This is a genomic window from Sulfurospirillum sp. MES (genome assembly GCF_000789415.1).
GTDB classification, from domain to species: Bacteria; Campylobacterota; Campylobacteria; order Campylobacterales; family Sulfurospirillaceae; genus Sulfurospirillum; species Sulfurospirillum cavolei.
Window position 1 is genome coordinate 1 of record NZ_JSEC01000002.1, and the last position, 17532, is coordinate 17532.

Below are 17532 nucleotides of genomic sequence, written 5' to 3' on the forward strand. Positions count from 1 at the left end.
AATGATCGGATGAGCCTCGATATAACGTTGTTCTTCTTGGCTTAACGCAACTTCGCTTGCATGGACGTATAAAGGAAAAAGCAGTAGAGAAAATACTAAAAAACGCATTTCAAACCGCCGAATGGTAAGGTTGCGTTTATTATAACGTAAATCGGTATGATGCGTTTAGAAAAAAGAAGAAAAATAGGCACCGGCAATTAAAAAGGTAACGTTTTTTTAACGTAAACGTTACCCCTATAGGGAAGAATCTTATTTAAATAAAACACTACCCAAACGAATCATATTGGCACCGCAGGCAATCGCCAACTCAAAATCACCGCTCATACCCATAGAGCAGTATTTAGCTCCGTGTGAGCGTAAAGACTCGAAAATTTTGTACGTGGTTTCAAAACTTTTTTGAATCACGGGTAGGGCTTCGGTATGTGCGCCGATACTCATAACGCCTTTGAGGCGAAGATTTTGACATGTAAGGCTGATTTGTTCGTACGCTTCAAGCGCGGCTTCGGGCATCACGCCTGCTTTTTGCGCTTCGTACGCGCTATTGATTTGAAGTAAAACATTCATCGTTTTACCTTTGACATGTAAGCGTTTGTCTAGCTCTTGCGCAAGTTCGATCGAGCTTAAAGAGTGCATTAAAAAAGGATCAAGGTCGATGAGTTGGTTGATTTTATTGGTTTGCAAACGTCCGATAAAGTGCCATTCCAACGGAAGAGAGGAGAGGGCATGGACTTTGTCGCTCATATCTTGAACTTTATTTTCGCCGAAACTTCGCTGTCCCGCATGATACATCGCTTCGATCATCGCCGTATCGGCACTTTTGCTCGCCGCTACGATTTTGACGATGTGATGTTCGCTAATCTGTAAGCGCGCTTTTTCCACACGCGTCAAAATGTCGTCTAAGGTCGTTACAAAATCTTTAGTTTCCATTGGTTAGCCTGTAAATATCGTTAAAAAGGCTCAAAGCCATCAAGCTTAAAAGCACCATCCATCCTGCCGTCGTCATCGTCGCCAAAACGCGTTCGCTCGGTACGCGTTTCGTTACAAGCTCATAGAAATTGAACATTATGTGTCCGCCGTCTAGTGCCGGAATAGGTAAAAGGTTTAGAACGCCTAAATTGACGGAAATCAATGCCGTTAAGCCTAAAAGCACCACCAGTCCCGCATCACTTGCTTCGGAAGTAACTTTAACTATGGTGATTACGCCACCAAGTTCTTTCATCGGAACTTCTCCGACAATAAATTTTTCCAATCCTTTGACGATCAAGGTTGTCGATTGTACGGTCTGATCCCACGCAAAAGTGAGAAGTTCGCGTCCTGTGTAACGAACGTCCATCGTTTGAGTGCTAGGCGCGATACCGATCATTTTTTTATACTTGGTCTCTTTAAACATATTTTGATACGCACTGATTTTCGGCTCGATTACCAGTGTGTGCACCAATCCTTCTCGCTCGACTTTGACGCGCAATTCGCCTTCGCTTGCTTGAATCGCACGGCTCACGTCGTCCCACGTCTGAATCATGGAATCGTTAATCGAAACGATACGATCGTTCGTCATAATGCCCGAAACCAGAGCGGGAGAGTTTTCACCGATCTGACCGATGATAGGCGAAAACTTCGTAATGCCCATCGTGCCGATAGCGATAAAGAGTAAAAACGCCAGTAAAAAGTTGGCAAAAGGACCGGCAAAAAGAATGATAATGCGTTTCCACGGTGCTTGGATCGTATAACTGTCGGGATCGAAACTGACTTTGGTCGGATCGCGATCGTCTTGACCTTTCATCTGTACGTATCCGCCAAGCGGAATCAGACTGATGCAATATTCGGTTTTACCGAATACTTTTTTGAAGACTTTTGTACCAAATCCGATGCTAAAAACTTCAACATGTACGCCAAAAAAACGCGCCGCCAAAAAGTGCCCGAGTTCGTGAAAAAAGATCAAAAACGAAAGAACGAGAACGGACGCGAAGATTCCCATTAATGCGTTCCTTTTTTCGTATAACCGATGATATACTCGTATCCCGAATAGAGCGTCAACGCCACGGCCGCCCACAATAAAAGCTCGGCAAAAGGCCAATTCATCATTAAAAAGCCGATAGCGATCATTTGAAGAACGGTTTTGACTTTACCCGCCATCGAAGCAGCGATATTTTTTCCCTCGCCGATTGCCGCGACGCGAAGACCAGTAATGAAAAATTCACGCGTTAAGATTAAGTAAATCGCCCACGCATTGGCACGATCGATCATCATCAAACCTAAGAATGCCGCTAAGGTCAGCATTTTATCGGCAAGCGGATCTAAAATAGCACCCAGTTGCGTTTTTTGATTCCAATTACGAGCAATGTATCCGTCGAAAAAATCGGTTGCACTAGCAATCACGAAAATCAATGCCGCAAAATAGTCCAGCCAACTGACATGTAAGCCTTCGAATAACGCTAAATCGCGATTGACGAGCAAAATGAACATTAAAGGGGCAAGCGCGATACGCGTACTTGCCAAAAAGTTGGGTAAGTTCATCATTTAAACGTCGTACCGCCGTCGATAATCAACGTATGTCCCGTTACCCACGACGCTTTATCGGAGCAAAGGAATAAGCAAGCACCCGCCAAATCTTCGGGTTGCCCCATGCGTCCTAAAGGCGAAAGTTTTGCCGTGACGTCGCGTACCTCTTCGTAGTTGGTAAATGCACGCAATGCATCGGTTTCGATAGGACCGCCGCTGACCGCATTGACGCGAATGCCTAAAGCTCCGAGCTCCGCCGCCGCATAACGCACCATCGTCTCGACAGCCGCTTTTGCCGTACCGTGACCCGCATAATTTTCAATATAGACGAGATTGCCCGTCGAAGAGAGGGAAATGATGCTACCGCCGCCGATTTTTTCCATACGTTTGGCGGCCTCTTGCGCACCGACGACGAACGCGTTAACGGTTGCGGTAAAGATATTATTGATACCTTTGGGTTTTAGTTTCATAAATTTCGTATAACCGCCGACGACGGGTCGTCCGGAAATAATCGCATTGGAAATAAAAAAATCGACGCGATCAAACTCTTTATCGATCTCCAAGAAAAGGTCTTTATAGGTTTCCGGCTCTAAAATATTCAAAGCAAACGCTCTGGCTTTAATGCCGTAAGTTTTTTCCAAATCGTTGACCTGTTCTTTGGCTAGTTCTTCATTTGAGTTGTATGTAAACGCGATATTGACGCCCTCGCGTGCAAATTCATAAACGATTGCTTTGCCGATACCGCGCGTACCGCCGCTAATGACCAGTGTTTTACCTCGCATCAAAATCCTTTAATCGTATATTTTTTAAGGGTATTTTCTATTTTTTTCATATTCTCGTGGCTTGGAGCGCATAAAGGCAAACGGTATTCCAAGGTTTCAAGAAGCCCTGCGATGTACATCGCCGCTTTAATCGGAATAGGGTTGCTCTCGCAAAATAAAATTTTATTGATCTCGTAAAGCGAATCGTTAATCGCTTTAGCACCGTGAAAATCGCCTTTGAGCGCTAAATGCGTCAAATTTGCCGTTTGATCGGGCAAGATATTGGACGTTACGGAAATAACGCCCGAACCGCCGTTGGAAAGTATCGGGTAATTAATCGCGTCTTCGCCGCTAAAAACGGCAAGTTTCGGCTGATGTGCAAGCAAATCGACGCAACGATCGATCGAACCGGTCGCTTCTTTCACTCCGAAAATATTCGGACATGCATCAAAGAGTCTAAAAATCGTATCGGGCAATAAATCACATCCGGTACGACCGGGAACATTGTACAAAAGCACCGGAATATCCACCGAACCGGCGATGGCTTTGTAATGTTGAAAAAGACCCTCTTGGGTCGGTTTATTGTAATAAGGTGTCACGGATAAAATACCGTGTGCGCCGTGCGCTTGGGCAAATTTTGCCAAACCGATCGCTTCGTGCGTAGCATTGCTTCCGGCTCCCGCCAAAACTTTGACGTCGCTTTTGGAACAAACGTCTACGGCAATTTCGATACAGCGGCGATGCTCTTCGTGATCAAGCGTTGCGCTCTCTCCCGTCGTTCCGACAGGCACGACGACGTCGATACCGTTTTTGATTTGTCTTTCTATTAATTTTGCATAATGAACTTCATCGAGTTTTCCGTTTTTAAACGGGGTAATGAGTGCGGTCATGGCACCTTGTAAAACATGTTGCATCTTAATACTCCTTTCGTAATATAACCGTCGTTGATGTTTGCGGAACCAAATATTTTTTGACAACGCCTATAATATCCTCTTTTTTCAGTCGATTGATACGCTCTTCGTAAGATAAAAGCGGAGCGATATCCCCTTTGGCGTAATACGAGCCGAAAAGTGTCGCCAATTCGCTTGAACTTTCTAAATTATGAATAAAATCGGCTTTGGTATTGATTTTGATCTTTTCAACGTCTTTATCGCTAATATCGCCTTTTTTAAGGCTTTCGATAATTTTTAAAATCTCCGCTTCGACGCTTTCGGCTTTCACGCCCGGATTGCATACCGCTAAAAATAAAAAGACGGAAGGATCTTTTGCTTCCATCGCATAGCCGTAAATCTGGTTGACCCATTGTTTTTCGTCTACCAAAACCCTTTGCAATTTACTGCTCTTTCCGCTACTCAAAAGCTCGCTTAAAGCCGAAAGTGCCGCCTGATCTTCGTGTTTAAAATCGGGAATCTTATAAGCGATCGCCACCATTTCGACTTCACTCTCTTTTTTGATCATAATGCGCTTAGCCCCGTCTTGTACGGGCTCGACTTGATGGTGCGGTGCGGGAAGATCGCTATCGTTTTTAATGCCGCCGAATTGCTTCTCGACTTCGCTAAAAACATCGTTGGCATGAATATCGCCCGCGACAACCACGATCGCGTTTGCGGGTTGATAATATTTAGAGTGAAAACTGCGAATGTCTTCAATCGTCCAGTTTTTAATATCGTCTTTAAATCCTATCGGCGTCCAATGGTACGGATGATACGTAAATGCGTTGTTAAAAAGCCGAAAATAGAGATACCCGATCGGTGAATTGTCGGTTCGCCATAAACGCTCTTCCAAAACGACGTTACGTTCAGGTTGAAACTCTTCGTCGCTGAGGCGTAGATTTTGCATCAACTCCGCAAATAATTCCAACGATTTTGAGAGGTTTTTCGATGAACTTTTGATGTAATAATGCGTATAATCAAATCCCGTGGAAGCGTTATTAACGCCGCCGAATCCTTTGACGACTTCGTCAAACTCTCCGGCTTTCAGATTTTTCGTCGATTTAAAGTTCAAATGTTCCAACATGTGAGCGATACCGCTTTTTCCCATTGTTTCATTTCCGCTACCGACGCGGTAAAAAATATCCGTCGTAATAACGTCGCTTTTATTGTTCATGGGAATGACGACGACTTGAAGACCGTTGTCCAAAGTTTTTGTGAAATGTTGCGGCAACGAATTAGCCATTAATGCTCCTAAAAAAAGTAAAAATAATCCTAACGCTTTCATACGGTATCATCTCCTATCCGATCCTATCAATTCGCCGATACGGCTAAATCCTTCGTGTTCCATACGGGACAAGATGCCTAAATTGATCTCTTTATTGACGCTCGGTCCTTTAAAAATAAACGACGTGTACGTCTGAATGAGGCTTGCGCCTGCTTTAAGTCTTCGATACGCTTCTTCCGCCGAGTCGATACCGCCGACGGAAATCAACGTCGTTTTGCTGAAAAATTCTTTGGCAAGAGCTTCAAACAAAGCAAAGCTTTTTTCTCTCAGGACTTTACCGCTGATGCCGCCGAAATCTTTGGCGTTTTTCAACAGACTATAATCGATCGTCGTATTGGTCGCGACGATACCCGCCGCACCGTTTTCGAGGGCGCACGAACACAAATCGATCGCATCTTTGACCGTCAAATCCGGAGCGATTTTGAGTAAAACGGGTTTATTCGTCAACGATTTTGCCATGACAAAAAGGTCTTTGATAAACGCTTCGTTTTGCAAATCGCGTAAGCCCGGAGTATTGGGTGAGGAGATATTGATGACCAAATAGTCGCTCAAACGATCGAATTGACGAATCAATTGCTCGTAATCTTTGAGCGCGTCCTCGCTCGGCGTTACTTTGTTCTTACCGATATTGGCACCCAAAGGTGTCGCAAAAGGGTAGAGCGATTCTAAACGTTTTGCGATCACGTCCATGCCTTCGTTATTAAAGCCCATCGCATTTTGAATCGATTCTTCTTCGACAAAACGAAACAGTCTGGGTTTGGCATTACCGCTTTGGGGTTTGGGAGTAATCGTACCGTATTCGATATAACCGAATCCAAGGGCGGTAAGCATTTTAATCATCGTCGCGTTTTTATCAAATCCCGCACCCAATCCCAGAGGGTTTAAAAACGTACAACCGAAAAGGTTTTGTTCCAAGCGTTTGTCGTGAACAAAAAAGCGTTCCGCCAGAAGAGGGAGTATAAAGGGAGCGTACTTGGCACCGTTTTTAAAGAAAAATTCTGCAATATGATGCGCATTTTCAGGGGAAAAATTGAACATAAGTTTTTTCATCGTCGCATAATCAAACATCTTTCGTTTCCTTGGCATATAAGTACGCGATTATACCCCATTGAACATAAAAGATGGTTGATTTAAGGCGCGTTTAATACTGTAAACTTTTCAGCTGAACATACTCGGCGGAACTGTTTTGCAACTCTTCGTCACTGCCTAACGCGACGATGCGTCCTTGTTTTAAAAAAGCGATTTTATCGGCTTTTTTAATCGTTGAGAGCCGATGGGCAATCACGAACGTGATTTTATCTTTAACGAGGTTTTCGATTGCTTCGGTTATTTTTTGTTCGCTATGCGAATCCAACGCCGAAGTCGCTTCGTCTAAAATTAAGATTTGAGGGTTTTTATAAATGGCTCTGGCAATGGCAATACGTTGTCTTTGTCCGCCTGAAAGATTCGTACCGAATTCGTCCAAATGGGTATAGATACCGTGTTCGAGATCTTGGATAAACTCATAGGCATTGGCTTTTTTCAAAGCTTCGATGACGCGTTCTTCTTCGATCGTTTTACCGTAAGCGACGTTCGCCGCAACGGTGTCGTGAAAGATATAAACCCGTTGCGTCACCATACCGATTTTTTCGCGTAAAGCGTGCAAATCAAAGGAAGAGAGGGAACGCTCGTTGAGCAAAATATCTCCGCTTGAGGGAGCGTAAAAGCGCATCAAAAGGTTCATTAAAGAGCTTTTGCCGCCGCCGCTGTTACCGATGAGCGCGACCATTTCTCCGGATTTGGCGTCCAAATCGACGCCTTTGAGTGCTTCTTGATTGCCGTACGATAAAAAGACGTTTTCAAACCGAATCGTTTCGATTTTTTCAGGCAATGCCGAACCGCCGTTTTGCACGCTCGGTTCCAAGTCCAATAAAAAGAAAATACGCTCGCTAGCAACAATGGCGTCTTGCATTTTGTTGTAAAGACCCGATATCTTTTTAATCGGCGTATAAAGCATAAAAAGAGCCGCTAAGAACGAGAAGAAAGCCCCTACGCTCATACCTCCTTGAATGACTTCGTTTCCGCCGACGATAATGACGACCGCAACGCCGATAGAGCCTAAAATTTCCATGACGGGGCTGACGAGCTCGTTGACTTTGGTCGCTTTCATCGTAAGTTTAAAGTAGCGTTCGTTCTCGTTCTTAAATAAAGTATGCTCGTACGCTTGCGCATTGTTAGCTTGGATAATTTCGATATTGTTGAAGATCTCACTGAGTTTTGCCGTAATGTCGGAAACTTTTTCTTGCGACTGCCTTGAAACTTTTTTCATTTTTTTAGAAAGGCGACTGAGCGGATAAATCGCTAAGGGCATAATCACCAAGGCATAAAACGCCAGTTCCGAATTTTGATAAATAACGACGCCGATCAACCCTAAAATCGTAAACGACTCTTTTAAAAGCTCGGGAACAAGGTTGGAAACGACGGTTCGTACGCGTTCCACGTCGTTCGTATTGCGGCTGATCAGTTCGCCCGTTCGGTATTCGTGAAAAAACGACAGGTCTAAGCGTAAAAGATTTTGAAGCATCAAATCGCGGAATCTACGAATTAAATCTTGCCCGATATAAGCGGTATAGTACGCTTGCATATACCTGCCTGCTTCTTTTAAACCGTAAACGAGAATAATAACGTAAGGCAAACGCGCCAACATCTCGTGGTCTTTCGCGATAAAAATTTTATCCAACAAGGGTTGCACGAGATAGGCCGAAAAAGCGGTTCCGCCGCTTGAGAGAATCATCCCGATGACGACCAAAACAAAGTAGGGGATATAATCTTTAAAAAAAGGTTGAAAACGTTTAAAAATAACTTTCATACCGCCCATTAAAGTACCTTCTCCCATTGCGTGCCGTTTGGCGTATCCATCAGTTGAATCCGTTTGGATTCCAAAAGAGCGCGAATCTCATCGGCTTTGGCAAAATCTTTGGCTTTTTTAGCAAGGGCGCGTTCTTCGATCAATGCTTCGATGTGAGCTTTTTCGGCATCGACGATGCCGAGTTGAAAGTACATGTAAGGATCGTAAAGTCCTATGCCCAAAAGCGACTCTATCCAATGAAGATTGGCGTGGGCTTGACGTTTGAGAGCTTTATCTTTCGGATTTTGATCGATTTGATCGTTAAAACGCGAAATCGTTTCATCCAAAATCGCCAAGGCTTTTGAGATATTAAGGTCGTCGCACAACGCTTCTAGCATCTGATCGCGAAAAAGAGGCTCGACGGGCGTTTCATCCCTTGCGATGTCAAAAACGCGTTTTTTCAATCGGTAAACTTTATCCAGACGTTTTTTGCTCATCAAGAGGTCTTCTTCGGAAAAGTTAAAATTAGCGCGATAATGCGTCGAGAGAAGATAAAAACGAAGCACTTCGCCGTCGTAGTGTTTCAAGGCGTCTTTGAGGAAAAAGCTGTTTCCGAGCGATTTGCTCATTTTTTCGCCGTTGATGGTAACAAAGCCGTTATGCATCCAGTATTTTGCCAATTCCTGATCGCTTTTGCATCGGGTTTGCGCCGCTTCGTTTTCATGGTGAGGAAAGAGCAAATCGGCTCCGCCGGCGTGAATATCGATCTGATAGGCACCGTCGCTATAGGCTAAATGTTTCTCGATCATCGCCGAACATTCGATATGCCATCCGGGACGTCCCGCACCGAAAGGGGCAGGGTAGCTCGGCTCGTTTGCTTTGGAAAATTTCCATAAAGCAAAATCTTTGGCGTCTTTCTTCTCTTCTTTCGTCTCAACTCTTGCAAGAGCGGTTTCTTCTTCCATGCTACGATGGCTAAGGCAGAGGTATTTCGTATCTTTGGACGTATCGAAATAGACGCCGTCGCTCGTACCGTACGCAACGCCTTTGGCAAGCATCGTTTCGATAAACGCGATGATCTCGTGAATCGTTTGGGTCGCTTTAGGCTCGATGTCGGCATCGTCGACATGTAAAGCACGCATCTCGTCTTTGTAACGCTCGATGTAAAACGCGGTGATCTCTTCTAACGATTGACCGCTTTGGTGCATTTTGGCGATAATTTTATCGTCGATGTCGGTAAAGTTTTTGACGAAATAGACCCGATACCCCGATGCAATCAAGACGCGACGCAACAAATCGAATGCAACCGCACTTCTGGCATGCCCCAAATGAGCATCGTCGTAAACGGTCGGACCGCAAACGTATAGTTTCGCTTCGCCCTGACGTATCGATTCGAAAAGAACTTTCTTTTTTTGAGCCGAATCAAAAATGTACATGTAAGAATTCCTTGAAAAAATAGAGTAATACCGCTTCCGCAACGAGAACGAACGCTAAAAGGATTAATTTTTTATCGTACAGTATAGCAAAAAAGGCTTGAGTGCCGAACGATCGAATCGTTAAGGACAGAAGCACGCATGCCGATAACGATCCCGCCAACGCAAGCCCAGCCGCCCCCATAGGTTGAATCAGCGCGAACGAAAAGAGAAGGTTAGCGCCTAGCGCGTACATGGCGATCACCGCCGCCTCTTTTTGGCGCATGCTCGCATAAAGCCACAACGAAAAGAGCTTGGAGAGGCCAAAGGGAATCAACCCTAACATGTACATCGCCAAAACCCATGAAGTGACTTCCGCATCGTGGCTTGAAAACGAGCCTCTTTCGAATAAAAGCCAAACGATTTCTCGGCTTAACATACAACCGCCGAGCGTCGACGTCGTCAGCAAAAAGGCTAAAATCCAAAAGCCCTGCGAGAGTAACCGCGTTGCTTCCGCTTCGTCGTTTGCTTTAAGCAATCGCGTCATTTTCGGAAAAATACCCGTCGTCAACGCGATCGCAAACAGGGCTAAGGGTAGTTGAAAGATACGGTTACCGTAATAAAGATAACTAATGCTTCCCGTGACTAAAAAACTTGCCAAAGTCGTATCGACGAACGAGACGATTTGGGGCGTCGAGTTGCCGACGATCGAATGCAAAAACGAGCGATTAAAGCTTTTTTGCGTCGTTTGAAGTGCCGCATCGTTTCGTTTTCGATGCGCAAAACCGGCACGAAAGAGTTTACACAGATTCTCTTTTTTAAGCGCGATTACATGCGCCAAAACCTGCAAAATACCGCCGAGTAAAACGCCGTAACTGAGGGCATATACGATGGTTTTACGGTCCCAATTTTGAAACAACAATAACGCGGCGATCATACCGATGTTTAACAATGCCGTCGAAAACGCCGTTACGGCGAAACGGTGTTTGTATTGCAACAACGACCCTAAAAGCGTCACGATAAAAATCAGCGGAAGGTAGTAAAAATTGATCGCAACGAACGGAGCAGACAGGGCAACCGTCTCTTCATCAAACCCAAACGCGATGACTTTGGCGAAAAATTCGCTAAAGAGTGTTACGAAAAGGGAAAAAACGACGAGGAAAAGTAAAAAGCGTACAAAAATGCGATACGTAAAAAGCGATTTGTGCGTCGTTTTGATAAAGACGGGAATAAAGCTTTGCGTAAACGCACCCTCGGCAAAAATCCGCCTAAAAAGGTTGGGAAATTTAAAGGCAACAAAGAAAATATCGCTGTAAATATTGGCTCCTAAAATCGAAGCACTTAGCATGTCGCGGATGAATCCGAAAATTCTCGAAACCAATGTTCCGATACTGTTTGTAAAAAATGATTTAATAAGCATTTCGAATTTTATCCAAAAATCGTTTAAACAAATTTTTTATCTATTTTTTGCTAAGATACCCTTATATTTATTTTTGAATGTGCCGATATTTAGGCTAAAGTAAGCCTTTTGGTTTATGAGAATTATGAGGAAAACACTTTGGGACTGTTTGATAAAATTAAAGGGGTTGGCTCAAACGAAACGGCTTTAAACGAAAGCCAAACGTCGGAGTTTAAATCCATCATCATCGATACGACCAACGTTCATAAGGAACTGAAAAATATTGCGTTAGCCCAACATGTCAAGCCAACGGAATTGGGATTTAAGTTACTCAAAGTAACAACGTTTTTCAGCGACGAAAAAAGCGAAAACAATGAAGTGACCGAAGAGCTGATGAAGCTCTTTTTAGACGATACGTTTTTGCTCAATCCAAATCTTAAAATTTCACAATATTACCGTGTCGAAATCTATAAAATCGATCCGACCCAAGAGACGATCGAACTTCCCGAGATCGCTTTAAGCGGCAATAAAAATTTGACGAAAATTATCGCCAAAGTGTCGCAAAGCCATCACGTCACCTATAGTTCGAGACTCGAAGAGATGATGCTCCACGATATTCAAACCAAAAAAATCAAGGCGGGTATTTTGGTCGGCATTCGCGATCAAAATATGTACAAAGAGGTTAAGAAACTCGTAGCGAATATTCGCGTAAACGGATTTTTAGACCAAGACGTTTCGTTTGTCGTCTGCCAAGGCGTCGATGAAATCCCGTGCATCAACGACGATCTCATTTTTCATTACAAGAAAAAGATGAATGCAAAAACATCCGACGGTAAGGTCGATTATTCCAAACGCGGATACGTTTTGGCCGTCGAAAAAGACGAATGCATCATCGAATACGTCAAGCCCCAACCCGGAACGCCCGGACGCAATTGCCGAGGTGCTTTTTTACCCGTCAAAGAACCGAGAAAAAGCAACGATACGGCGATCGTCGTTTCGGCGAATATCACAAAAAAAGAGAACGAAACCGGCATCAAATACATTGCGAACCGCGGCGGATACGTTAATTTCGACAAAGGCAGCTACGACATCCAAGATCAGATGGAAATCAATGAAATTAGTTTTCGCTCAACCGGCTCGATCGATACCAACCTTAACTCGAACATCAAGATAAACATCAAAGAAAAAGACATTTTAAAAGACGCTATCGGTGCGGGCATGAGCGTTGAAACTTCCGAAGTCCACGTTCAAGGCAATATCGGAAGCGGTGCCAAGATCAAAGCCAAGCTCGCCGAAATCGGCGGACAAACGCATCAAAGTGCCGTGATCGAAGCCGATAAAATCATCATCGCGGTACATCGAGGCGAAGCCAACGGGCAAGACGTCCAGATCGATCGTTTAGAAGGCGGCAAAGTCATCGCCGATACGGTACATGTCAAACAGATGATCGGCGGCGAAATTAATGCCAAAATCGTAAAAATCGAAAATCTCATCTCTAACGGGAAGATTACGGCCTCGGAGGTGATTGAGATCCAAGAGCTCAAGGGCAATAATAACAAGCTGATTATCGATCCGAGCGTTACCAAAGAGTTTAACGAAATGATTGCTTCGATCAATCGTAAAATCGAAAAACTTGAAGAAGAGCTCAAAGCATATCCAAGGCAACTCAGTGCCAAAAAAGAGTACATCGATAAGAACAAACCGATGGCGGAAATGGTCAAAGACAAAATTTTAGAGTTGAAACGAAACGGCGTCGAACCTCCCGTCACGCTTTTTGCAAAAATTAAAGATTTTCAGGAAAAAGTGTTGGATTACAATACGGTTTTGCAAACCTTTAAAGACAAAAAAGAAGAGCTTCAAGAGTTTCGTGAAGACCTCAATAAAGTACAAAACAAAGTTTTTTCGGCTAAAATTATCAATCATTCCGCATGGAAAGAGTTTAACGAAGTGAGATTTAAACTGATTTCGCCGCCTAAAGACGTGACGTATAACCCCAAAGAGCATGAAATTTCACGCGAAATTACGCTCAAAGACTTAGGCAACGGCGAGCAAAAAATTATACGTTCAAGCGAGTATAGCAGCAAATGATTGTAGGTATTGAAGGAAAAATCGTCAAAAAAGAGATCACCGCGCTGCACCTAAAAATCGCTTCGGGTATCACGTATAAAGTCTTTATTTCGTTATTTAGCCTCGGTAAGATTACCTCGGACGCAATCAGCTTACATGTCACGCAAATTATTCGCGAAGATCAACATAGCCTTTACGGTTTCGTCGATGAAAACGAAAAAAAAGTTTTTGACACCTTAATCAAACTAAACGGCATCGGTCCCTCAACCGCGCTTGCGGTCTGTTCAACGTTGAGTCCGGACGATTTTACGCAAGCGTTACTCAGTCAAAACGTTCACGCGTTTCAAAAAGTTCCCGGTATCGGGCCTAAAAGTGCCAAACGTATTTTGGTCGAATTAAGCGACTTTTCGCTTCACTTATCCGATGAGGAGAGTAGCGGCGGCAGTATGTTGGAAGCAACCATGGCTTTGGAAAGTTTGGGTTTTAAAAAAGACGCGATCAAAAAAGCTTTAGGTTCTCTTCCAAGCGGCGATACGCAAACACTTATCAAAGAAGCTTTACGCAAGCTTAGTTAAAAGAAGGATACTTTATGACTCTAGCCGTTTTATTCGGAGCACACAGTTTTGAGCACGAAATCAGCGTCGTTAGTGCGATCGCACTCAAAAAAATACTTCCGAAAACCGAAATCGTCTATATTTTTTGCGATTACGATCGCAATTTTTACCTGATCCCGACCGAGACCATCACGTCAAAACGTTTCAGTAGCGGCGCATACAAAAACGATACGGCGTTGGTATTAAAACAAGGCGGTTTTTACGCGAAAAAATTTTTAGGCGAACGTAAAGTTGCTTTTGACGTCATGGTCAATCTCGTTCACGGAATGGACGGCGAAGACGGAACACTCAGCTCGATGCTAACCTTTTTCAGCGTTCCCTTTATCGGTCCTCGAACCGAGGGCTGTGCGATCAGCTATAACAAGCTCTTTACCAAACTCTATGCGCAAGAAGTCGGCATAAACGTGCTTGACTACCAAGTGCTACGCAAAGATTCTCCGATGCCGATTCGCATCGAGTATCCGTTTATCGTCAAGCCGCTTCGTTTGGGAAGTTCTATCGGTATCAGCGTCGTGAAAGAGGAAAAAGAGCTTTCATATGCCTTGGACGTTGCGTATGAGTTCGACGATACCGTGCTGATCGAACCGTTTAAAAAAGGGGTTAAAGAGTTTAATTTAGCGGGATGCAAAGCCGACGATTTTATTTTTTCAATCATCGAAGAGCCTCAAAAAGAGGAATTTTTGGATTTTGATAAAAAATACCTCGATTTTTCACGCACAAAGCGCGTTAACGAAGCGACGATCGACGAGCGGCTCGAACAATCGATTCGCGAAGCATTTAAACGACTTTACGATCCTTTGTTTATCGGTGCATTGATTCGCTGCGATTTTTTTGTGATCGACGATGAAGTCTACCTCAACGAAATCAATCCGATTCCGGGCAGTATGGCCAATTACCTCTTTGATGATTTTGAAGGGGTTTTATATGCATTGCGTTATCATCTTCCGCAAGGTATCGCGATGCCAAAAGCATATCGTTATATCAACTCGATTCAAGCAGCAAAAGGGAAATAAAAGCCTCTTTTTCGTATGATTTTACATAAAATTATGCACAAAAAGAGGTTCAGCGCTATGATGACCTATGCAAAAGACGAAATAATGACGGCGACCGATATGGTACGAAACTTTAGTACGGTTTTGGGAAGCATTACCAAAGGGAAACAAAAGCGTGTCGTTATCGTTAAAAACAATCGCTTTGAAGCAGTGATGATTCCGATAGACGCTTACGAAAAAATGAGTGAAGCCGTCACTATTTTAGAGAAAATCTACGCAAGTTCGAAAAAGAAGAGTGATGGCTAAGAAAGAGATTTTGTTTGAAGGTGCGCGTTATCGTCTTAGCTACGAAATGCTTCGACCGCATTGTGAAAAAGCCATTTTATTTCTACACGGTTGGGGAAGCAATAAAGAGAGCATGAAGCATGCTTTTAGTAAAACGTTCCCGTACTGTACGCATCTGTATTTGGACTTACCCGGGTTTGGAGATTCGAGTATCGAGGAGCGCGTTTTAAATTCGCAGGAATACGCCGCAATCGTCAATGCATTTTTAGACGCCCTTTCGATTCGCCCGTGGATGATCGTCGGACACTCTTTCGGCGGTAAAGTCGCAACTTTGCTGCATCCCGAAATTTTAGTATTACTTTCAAGCGCAGGTATCGTTGCTCCGAAATCTTTTAAAGTACGCTTCAAAATAGCACTTTTTAAATGCTTTAAACCGTTTTTTCCAAAACGTTTTTACCGCTTTTTCGCCACAAAAGACGTCGAGGGAATGAGTGAAACAATGTATGAAATACTAAAATGCGTCGTTAATGAAGATTTTAGCGATACCTTTGCTAAAATTCGCTCTCAAACATTTATTTTTTGGGGCAAAGAAGATAAAGCGACTCCGCTCTTAAGCGGTGAAACTATCCATACGCTCATCGCAGGTAGCCGTTTTTTCCCTTTAGAGGGTGATCATTTCTTTTTTTTACGAAACGGCGAAACAATCGAAAAAATTATGATGGAGTCTTTGGGTTGAGTACATATCGGATGATTGTTACAGGGCGCGTTCAAGGCGTTAATTATAGAAAATACGTGCTCGAAGTTGCTCACGCACTTGAGTATTACGGATACATACGCAACCTAGCGGACGGTAGCGTCGAAGTGGTTTTGAATGCCGATTATGAAGAAGATTTGGAATTTTTTATCAGTAAATTATACGACGGTTCTTTGTTTTCCGACGTGAAAAACGTTACATGTGAAAAAATCGAGTCGATGCATTTCGATACTTTCGAGAAGAGGGCGTAATGGAACTGTTGATACGGATGAGTTCGCAACTGCTTTTAACCTTAGGCCTTGGCTATTATTTTATGAGTGCTATGCAATGGTACTCCTATCGATTAGAGCGTTTGTGTTTTCACTACCATCGTTACGATTGGCATCTTTATTTTCTAGCCATACCGCTTGCAGGTTATTATCTTTTATCGGGATGGCCGGTTCTGCTGTGGAGCGTGGGTTATCTTATTTCTCTTTTCGCATGGTACCGTAAGCTCGATAAAAAGCTCGTTTTTACCCCTCGCGTAAAACGTTTTTTTCTCTTTTTACTCTTAGCTGCTTTGTTTCAAGATACGCTATGCATCAGTGTTTGGCGCGGTTGCGAGACGTTTGGCGTTTTGATTCCTCTTCTAACGGCGCATATGATCGCACTTGCATACGAAAAGATTCTTTTTGCAGGTTTTAAACAATCCGCACGTCAAAAATTGATGTGCAATCCTTCGTTAAAAGTCGTAGCGATTACGGCAAGTTACGGTAAAACAAGTATTAAAAATTTTTTAGCGCATATTCTCTCCTTTGCCTATCGCGTCTATAAAACTCCCCGTAGCGTTAATACGTTAGGCGGTATTATCAAAGATATTAACGAAAACCTACCCGAAGCGTGCGATATCTATATCGTCGAAGCCGGTGCTAGGCTCAAAGGCGACATTGACGAAATCACGCGTTTTGTCAATCCTCACATCGCCGTTGTAGGATGCATCGGTGCTCAACATATCGAATACTTCAAGACGCTCGAAAACATTCGCAATACGAAAATGGAACTTTTACACTCCGCGCGCCTTGAAAGAGCGTTTGTTCATGAAAGCGCGCATGCTAAAGAAGGCGGATGCATCAGCGTTTTCGGTTCGGAAATTACGCACGTCGACGCCACCTTGGAGGGATTATCGTTTACGCTTCCGATTGAAGGAAAAGAAGAACGCTTTCATTGTAATCTTTTAGGGGCATTTAACGCCGCCAATTTAAGTGCGGCTATTTACGTCGCACACGCTTTGGGCATCGATACGGAGACGATTCGCGCTTCGATTTCGACCTTGCGTAGCGTCGAACACCGCTTAGAACGTATCGAAGCCGGCGGAAAAATCATTATCGACGATAGCTTTAACGGTAATTTGGAAGGAATGCTCGGTTCGTACGATTTAATCGCGACGTATCAAGGCCGTAAAGTGATCATTACGCCGGGTATCGTTGAAAGTAACGAACACGACAATACGCTTTTGGCGAAGAAGATCGACGACGTTTTCGATCTAGTGATTATTACCGGAAAAACGAATGTTACGATACTAAACAAAGCGATTCAAAAAGCTCAAAAAATTATTTTATCCGATAAAAGTAAACTCCAAGACGTATTAGCCGAATTTACGCAAAAAGGCGATATTATCCTTTTTTCCAACGATGCACCGAGTTTTATGTAGTCATTTTATTTTGTT

Annotated in this window: 17 protein-coding genes; 7 read left to right on the forward strand and 10 right to left on the reverse strand. The window is 43.6% G+C overall.

The window, feature by feature from the left end:
- Positions 1 to 249 precede the first annotated feature (249 nt).
- The 10 genes from OA34_RS03590 to murJ all read right to left on the reverse strand — a co-directional run bounded on the left by OA34_RS03590 (position 250) and on the right by murJ (position 11136).
- Positions 250 to 927, reverse strand: coding sequence for a YggS family pyridoxal phosphate-dependent enzyme (locus OA34_RS03590; protein ID WP_039672550.1), 678 nt, complete (start codon positions 925 to 927; stop codon positions 250 to 252).
- Positions 917 to 1975, reverse strand: coding sequence for an RIP metalloprotease RseP (gene rseP / locus OA34_RS03595; RefSeq protein ID WP_039672552.1), 1059 nt, complete (start codon positions 1973 to 1975; stop codon positions 917 to 919). The genes OA34_RS03590 and rseP overlap by 11 nt, the downstream gene beginning before the upstream one ends.
- Positions 1975 to 2517 carry a CDP-diacylglycerol--glycerol-3-phosphate 3-phosphatidyltransferase gene (gene pgsA, locus OA34_RS03600; protein WP_039672554.1) on the reverse strand — a complete coding sequence of 181 codons (543 nt, stop codon included), beginning with the start codon at positions 2515 to 2517 and terminating at the stop codon, positions 1975 to 1977. Before pgsA ends, rseP begins: the two co-directional genes overlap by 1 nt.
- Positions 2514 to 3281, reverse strand: a complete 768-nt coding sequence (locus OA34_RS03605) for an enoyl-ACP reductase (RefSeq protein ID WP_039672556.1) — start codon at positions 3279 to 3281, stop codon at positions 2514 to 2516. Before OA34_RS03605 ends, pgsA begins: the two co-directional genes overlap by 4 nt.
- Entirely contained in the window at positions 3281 to 4174 is an 894-nt protein-coding gene (dapA, locus tag OA34_RS03610) for a 4-hydroxy-tetrahydrodipicolinate synthase (RefSeq protein ID WP_039672558.1), read from the reverse strand. The genes OA34_RS03605 and dapA overlap by 1 nt, the downstream gene beginning before the upstream one ends.
- A 1-nt stretch (position 4175) precedes the next feature.
- Positions 4176 to 5435: a M16 family metallopeptidase gene (locus tag OA34_RS03615; protein ID WP_254375978.1), complete on the reverse strand. Its 1260-nt coding sequence runs from the start codon at positions 5433 to 5435 to the stop codon at positions 4176 to 4178.
- Between the two features lie 48 nt (positions 5436 to 5483).
- Positions 5484 to 6545: a quinone-dependent dihydroorotate dehydrogenase gene (locus tag OA34_RS03620; RefSeq protein WP_039672562.1), complete on the reverse strand. Its 1062-nt coding sequence runs from the start codon at positions 6543 to 6545 to the stop codon at positions 5484 to 5486.
- A 73-nt stretch (positions 6546 to 6618) separates the two neighbouring features.
- Entirely contained in the window at positions 6619 to 8352 is a 1734-nt protein-coding gene (locus OA34_RS03625) for an ABC transporter ATP-binding protein (RefSeq protein WP_502685198.1), read from the reverse strand.
- Complete coding sequence (cysS, locus tag OA34_RS03630) at positions 8334 to 9740, reverse strand: cysteine--tRNA ligase (protein WP_039672569.1); 1407 nt, start codon at positions 9738 to 9740, stop codon at positions 8334 to 8336. The genes OA34_RS03625 and cysS overlap by 19 nt, the downstream gene beginning before the upstream one ends.
- Positions 9727 to 11136 carry a murein biosynthesis integral membrane protein MurJ gene (gene murJ, locus OA34_RS03635; protein ID WP_039672571.1) on the reverse strand — a complete coding sequence of 470 codons (1410 nt, stop codon included), beginning with the start codon at positions 11134 to 11136 and terminating at the stop codon, positions 9727 to 9729. The genes cysS and murJ overlap by 14 nt, the downstream gene beginning before the upstream one ends.
- Positions 11137 to 11274: 138 nt before the next feature.
- Between murJ and OA34_RS03640 the strand changes: the two genes are divergently transcribed.
- The 7 genes from OA34_RS03640 to OA34_RS03670 are packed head-to-tail and all read left to right on the forward strand — an operon-like array spanning position 11275 to position 17517.
- Positions 11275 to 13203: a flagellar assembly protein A gene (locus OA34_RS03640; RefSeq protein ID WP_060825777.1), complete on the forward strand. Its 1929-nt coding sequence runs from the start codon at positions 11275 to 11277 to the stop codon at positions 13201 to 13203.
- The gene (gene ruvA / locus OA34_RS03645; protein ID WP_039672572.1) at positions 13200 to 13757 is read left to right on the forward strand and encodes a Holliday junction branch migration protein RuvA; all 558 of its coding nucleotides are present in this window, start codon (positions 13200 to 13202) and stop codon (positions 13755 to 13757) included. The genes OA34_RS03640 and ruvA overlap by 4 nt, the downstream gene beginning before the upstream one ends.
- A gap of 14 nt (positions 13758 to 13771) precedes the next feature.
- Positions 13772 to 14809, forward strand: a complete 1038-nt coding sequence (locus OA34_RS03650) for a D-alanine--D-alanine ligase (RefSeq protein WP_039672573.1) — start codon at positions 13772 to 13774, stop codon at positions 14807 to 14809.
- Positions 14810 to 14869: 60 nt separating this feature from the next.
- Complete coding sequence (locus OA34_RS03655; RefSeq protein ID WP_082006815.1) at positions 14870 to 15094, forward strand: type II toxin-antitoxin system Phd/YefM family antitoxin; 225 nt, start codon at positions 14870 to 14872, stop codon at positions 15092 to 15094.
- A complete protein-coding gene (estV, locus tag OA34_RS03660) occupies positions 15087 to 15809 on the forward strand; it encodes an EstV family lipase (RefSeq protein ID WP_039672576.1) in 723 nt (240 codons plus the stop codon). The genes OA34_RS03655 and estV overlap by 8 nt, the downstream gene beginning before the upstream one ends.
- An 11-nt stretch (positions 15810 to 15820) precedes the next feature.
- Entirely contained in the window at positions 15821 to 16078 is a 258-nt protein-coding gene (locus OA34_RS03665; RefSeq protein ID WP_231563828.1) for an acylphosphatase, read from the forward strand.
- Positions 16078 to 17517: a Mur ligase family protein gene (locus tag OA34_RS03670; RefSeq protein ID WP_039672580.1), complete on the forward strand. Its 1440-nt coding sequence runs from the start codon at positions 16078 to 16080 to the stop codon at positions 17515 to 17517. The genes OA34_RS03665 and OA34_RS03670 overlap by 1 nt, the downstream gene beginning before the upstream one ends.
- The last annotated feature ends 15 nt before the right edge of the window (positions 17518 to 17532 follow it).